The sequence below is a fragment of the uncultured Nevskia sp. genome, assembly GCF_903885465.1.
Classification (GTDB): Bacteria; Pseudomonadota; Gammaproteobacteria; order Nevskiales; family Nevskiaceae; genus Nevskia.
Genome location: NZ_CAISIQ010000126.1, coordinates 1 through 3928, shown reverse-complemented (window position 1 = coordinate 3928; position 3928 = coordinate 1). Strand labels below are relative to the sequence as shown.

Sequence of the window (3928 nt, the reverse complement as noted above, 5' to 3'; positions counted from 1 at the left end):
CTGCGGTATTAGTCCCAAGCATGAAGCCGTAGGACTTTACGTAGCTCTGTGCCGGGAGCCCGCCGTTGCTGCCAGGTGCCTTAATGGGAAGCGACCGGCACGGAAACGTTCAATCCTGGCGTTGGGAAATCGCCATTTTGTTGAGTGCGGGCGAACTTACTGATGTCATAACCCATCGAAGAGATCTTTGACGAGTAACGGGTGTATGCAGCGTTCGAGAGTTGCGGCCTGCGGCCGATCAGCCAAACGTGATCACGCTTTGAGCGCGCGATGATGGCGTAGGAATAGTCGGGTTCGACGAAGGCGATTCGATATTCACTCCGGAAGGGCCACCAGACTTGTATTTTCCACACTTTGTTGTCGCTATTCGACGACCGTTGCATCGGTGACATGTGTCTTCAAGGCTCCATCAAAGCCTTTATCTCGGAACTGAAAACACGGCCGCAATGCTGCCATCGGGATTTCGCGTGTAGCTTTCGACAGGATTGTGCGCCGTCTTTGCGCGCAATCCTGTTTCCTGCGCGTCTTTTCTCAGACATCGTGAGCAGTGGGTTTCATGACGTGTAATCACGATTTTGCGGATTTGTTGCGCGGTCATCTTCATTGGCCGTGATCACTGCTCGGTCATGGTCCTCATGGCCGTCGCAGCTGCCTTGGCACCGGGCATTGCCAGACTCGCTGCCGACGATTTAGCTCATGTGATGGTTCTTGAGATGTCGGCGCTGATCATTGCCCGCGCGCGTCAACGGAGCCCGTTCACCAAAGCGAGACTCAGCTTTCTTTGCAGTCCAAACGATGGGACTGCCGGGCAAAAGATGTCGGCACGGTGCCGGTCGATCCCCTGAACGCAGTCGAAAAATGCGACTGCCCGCTGAAGCCGACCTCGTAGGCGATGTCCGTGACGCTGAGCCGGCCTTCGATCAGCAGGTGCTTGGCCTTTTCAATGCGGCGCTCGATGATGAAGCGATGCGCCGATCAACAGAATCGCATGACGAACTGCCGGCGAAGACGGAACGGCAGACGCCGGCGTGGACGGCTAGGTCTTGCAGACTCAGCTTTTCCGCGAGGCGGCAGTTGATCTGCTGGAGCACGGCGTCGAAGTCAGGTCCCGAATTCCGCGACGGCGGTAGTTGCCCGATCAGTCGCACCTGCTCGGCATCGCGCCGCTCGACGATGTGCGCAATTTGGCAGTGCCGGACGCGCTCAGATCACTTGAAGGAGTAGCGGGCGGACTGCGCGATGCTGGCTCCAAGCATAGCGAGGTTCATCCGGACACCGGACGGTAAGCGCAGCGTCAGCGTCCGATACCAAGGCAATCACAACCTCAAGGTAGCGGTCGCGATGATCCGGAGGCACCGACACCAGAAATTTCCCAGGTCTAGCGCTGCAGAACGGAGGCTGGGCTCGGATCAGGTGCAAATCAGAAGGTCGCCGGCATTCACATCAAAGCCCGCAGCCAGCTTCTCAATGGTATCGACCGATGCGGCGGTCTTCGAGGTTTCGATTTGGCTGATGTAAACCTGCGTGAGCCCGGCTCGCTCGGCCAGAAACTCCTGAGACCAGCCGCGCTCGTCACGGGCACGGCGGACATTTTCGGCCAGAACTGAGCGTAAGGGCTTTGAAGCCGCACGAGAAGACATCGCGCAAGCGTTGCCTTGGTGACACCATAAGGCTATAAACTATGCTTTATAAGTCACTGAATGCTCTCGATGCCGCTTAAACTTTCCCTCGCGTTCAACGAACATGAGTACCTCAGCGCGGATGTACCCGCCGAGGCCGCTGAGGTGATCGAACGACAGTTCGCGCGTCTGACGACGAAAGCGTCACGCGAGGAGTTCGCCGAAGCAATGCTCAAACATCTGTCGCGGGTGCTGGCAACCTTCCTCGAACCTGATCTCAGACCGCCCACCGAAAAGCAGATCGCGTTCGCGATGGCACTCAGCCGCAGGCTTAATGTTCCTATCCCCCGGGAGGCGCTGATGTATAAGGAAGCCATCGAGGACTTCCTGAGCAAGTATGCATACAACTCAAAGTCGCGCGCCTCCGGCACCCGGTCATGATCAGAATGCGCCTCCCTTCGGATAACGGGGACATCCGACTGCTGGCACTGGCCTATGACTGCCACCGATTCCGATTCGGGTCTGCCACCGGCTTCAGCTTCAGGCTGTTAGGAAATCGGCTGGTTGCTGAGCCAGCGAGGCGGTCGCCGACGAGCCCGGCCGGATCGTTCCAATAGCTGCAGTTAGCGAACGGCAGATTTGGAGATCATATTTTCTACAGCCTTACGCCGGGTAACATCGCGCGAGGCACTCGTGCCGGCTGGAATGCGTCATTAAGGCTTTGAAGTGACGTCTCTTACCGCATCGAGGTTCTCTACAACCTGATCCGTCGGCGAAACCATGCCGACGGATCGGGCTGTAGGACATCAAGACGTAGCCGAAGACGTCGAACTCATTGACTTATACTCAGGACGCATTTGTTACGTCCCTGTTGTTTTGCCTTGTAAAGCGACTCGTCTGCAGCAGAGACAACATCCAACGGAGTGGTACCAGCATTGGGGACAACCTGCCGAATCCCCACACTGACTGTGACGAATGGGAAAGTCGGTGATGTTTCGTGAGGAATACGCAAGTCGATAACACTTTCCCTGAGCTTTTCGAAGAATGGAATGACGTGATCCGGTGAGATGGCGGGAACGATGCATCCGAACTCTTCGCCTCCGTAGCGAGCTGCCAGATCCCTCGGACGGCGCATCACACTCAGAAGTGCGCCGGAAACTCGACGCAGGCAGTCGTCACCCGCCGGGTGCCCGTAGTAGTCGTTGAACAGTTTGAAGTGATCGACGTCGATGATAGCAACGGCAAGCCCCTCACCCGATCTCGCGCATACCCGCAGTTCGTGGCTCAGAACTTCATTGAAGCGCCGACGATTCGGGATACCGGTAAGGCCATCGACGTAGGCCAGATTGCGAAGCAGGTCAGACTGAAACTTCAGGGTCAGATGCGTGTGCACGCGAGCACGCACTACCACCGGATTCACCGGCTTGCTGATGAAATCGACCGCGCCGGCCGCAAAGCCACGCGTCTCCTCTTCTTCAGTATTGCCGGATGTGACGAAGATCACCGGCATGTCCCGCAATGCGGGGTCAGCCTTCAGCCGCCGACAGACTTCAAGTCCATCGAGTTCCGGCATCGACACGTCCAGCAACACCAGATCCGGGGGGTGACGCCGGCATATCTCCAGAGCCTCCGTGCCGTTGGTTGCCATCAGCACTTCGTGGTCGACACAGAAAATCTCGTTCATCACGCGGATATTCAGCGGCTGGTCGTCAACGATGAGCAGTCGCGGTCGTGCAGGCGTGGTCATCGACATTTCTCCTGCAGCCGCAAACACGCTTGACGTGCCGTTACGAAGTCGAGGCTGTCGATCGCCACATCAAGGTCCTTCGCCAGTACCGGGTCGATTAGATGCAGGGATCTCCCAAAGCTGGCATGGACCGAGATTGCTCTCATGTTGCGTTGTTCGAGCAGTTCCAGAAGTTCGGCCAACTGGATGGCGATGTTCGCCATAGGAGCAGACGGCGTATCGGAGATATTGGTGACAGCCGCATCAAGTCGCGTTGCTTCATCCTCCAGCCTCGCGGCGGCTTCGATTAGCGTCAATGCGAGCGTATCGAAGCGAGCCGCAAGGTCGTCGCCCGGATGAGTCGCGCGCAAGTCGTCCTCCAATGCGGCCGCCTGCCTCGAAAGGTGGAGGGCACCCAGAGTTCCGGCAACCCCTTTCAGCGTGTGCATCAGCGCCATCGCGACTTCAGGTTCTCCGGCAAGGCTATGCAGTCTCGCTTTCGCCGGCAGGTTCTCGTAGCCAGCGCGAAACGCACGCGCCTCTCGGGCGAACAAGTCACTTCTGCCGCCCATACGTCTGATCG

5 protein-coding genes and 1 pseudogene are annotated in these 3928 nt (G+C 57.8%); 1 reads left to right on the top strand and 5 read right to left on the bottom strand.

Features of this window, described 5'->3' with window-relative positions; translation table 11 throughout:
- Positions 1-80 precede the first annotated feature (80 nt).
- The 3 genes and pseudogenes from QZY06_RS04620 to QZY06_RS04615 form a co-directional block, all read right to left on the bottom strand.
- Positions 81-392, bottom strand: a complete 312-nt coding sequence (locus QZY06_RS04620) for a lipocalin family protein (protein ID WP_295680817.1) — start codon at positions 390-392, stop codon at positions 81-83.
- 379 nt (positions 393-771) lie between these two features.
- Positions 772-963: pseudogene (locus QZY06_RS22135) on the bottom strand (helix-turn-helix domain-containing protein); the annotation flags it as partial.
- Between the two features lie 446 nt (positions 964-1409).
- A complete protein-coding gene (locus QZY06_RS04615) occupies positions 1410-1640 on the bottom strand; it encodes a helix-turn-helix transcriptional regulator (RefSeq protein ID WP_295680815.1) in 231 nt (76 codons plus the stop codon).
- A 60-nt stretch (positions 1641-1700) separates the two neighbouring features.
- Between QZY06_RS04615 and QZY06_RS04610 the strand changes: the two genes are divergently transcribed.
- Complete coding sequence (locus tag QZY06_RS04610; RefSeq protein ID WP_295680813.1) at positions 1701-2060, top strand: hypothetical protein; 360 nt, start codon at positions 1701-1703, stop codon at positions 2058-2060.
- Between the two features lie 391 nt (positions 2061-2451).
- Here QZY06_RS04610 and QZY06_RS04605 read toward each other — a convergent pair whose 3' ends face one another.
- Positions 2452-3366, bottom strand: a complete 915-nt coding sequence (locus QZY06_RS04605) for a diguanylate cyclase (RefSeq protein WP_295680811.1) — start codon at positions 3364-3366, stop codon at positions 2452-2454.
- On the bottom strand, positions 3363-3928 hold a 566-nt coding region (locus tag QZY06_RS04600; RefSeq protein ID WP_295680809.1), incomplete at its 5' end, for a hypothetical protein. The genes QZY06_RS04605 and QZY06_RS04600, both read right to left, overlap by 4 nt.

Bases quoted from the DNA above. Each gene is read 5' to 3' on its own strand.
- QZY06_RS04615 (WP_295680815.1), bottom strand. From the start codon at position 1,640: ATGTCTTCTCGTGCGGCTTCAAAGCCCTTACGCTCAGTTCTGGCCGAA.
- QZY06_RS04620 (WP_295680817.1), bottom strand. From the start codon at position 392: ATGTCACCGATGCAACGGTCGTCGAATAGCGACAACAAAGTGTGGAAA.
- QZY06_RS04605 (WP_295680811.1), bottom strand. From the start codon at position 3,366: ATGACCACGCCTGCACGACCGCGACTGCTCATCGTTGACGACCAGCCG.
- QZY06_RS04610 (WP_295680813.1), top strand. From the start codon at position 1,701: ATGCTCTCGATGCCGCTTAAACTTTCCCTCGCGTTCAACGAACATGAG.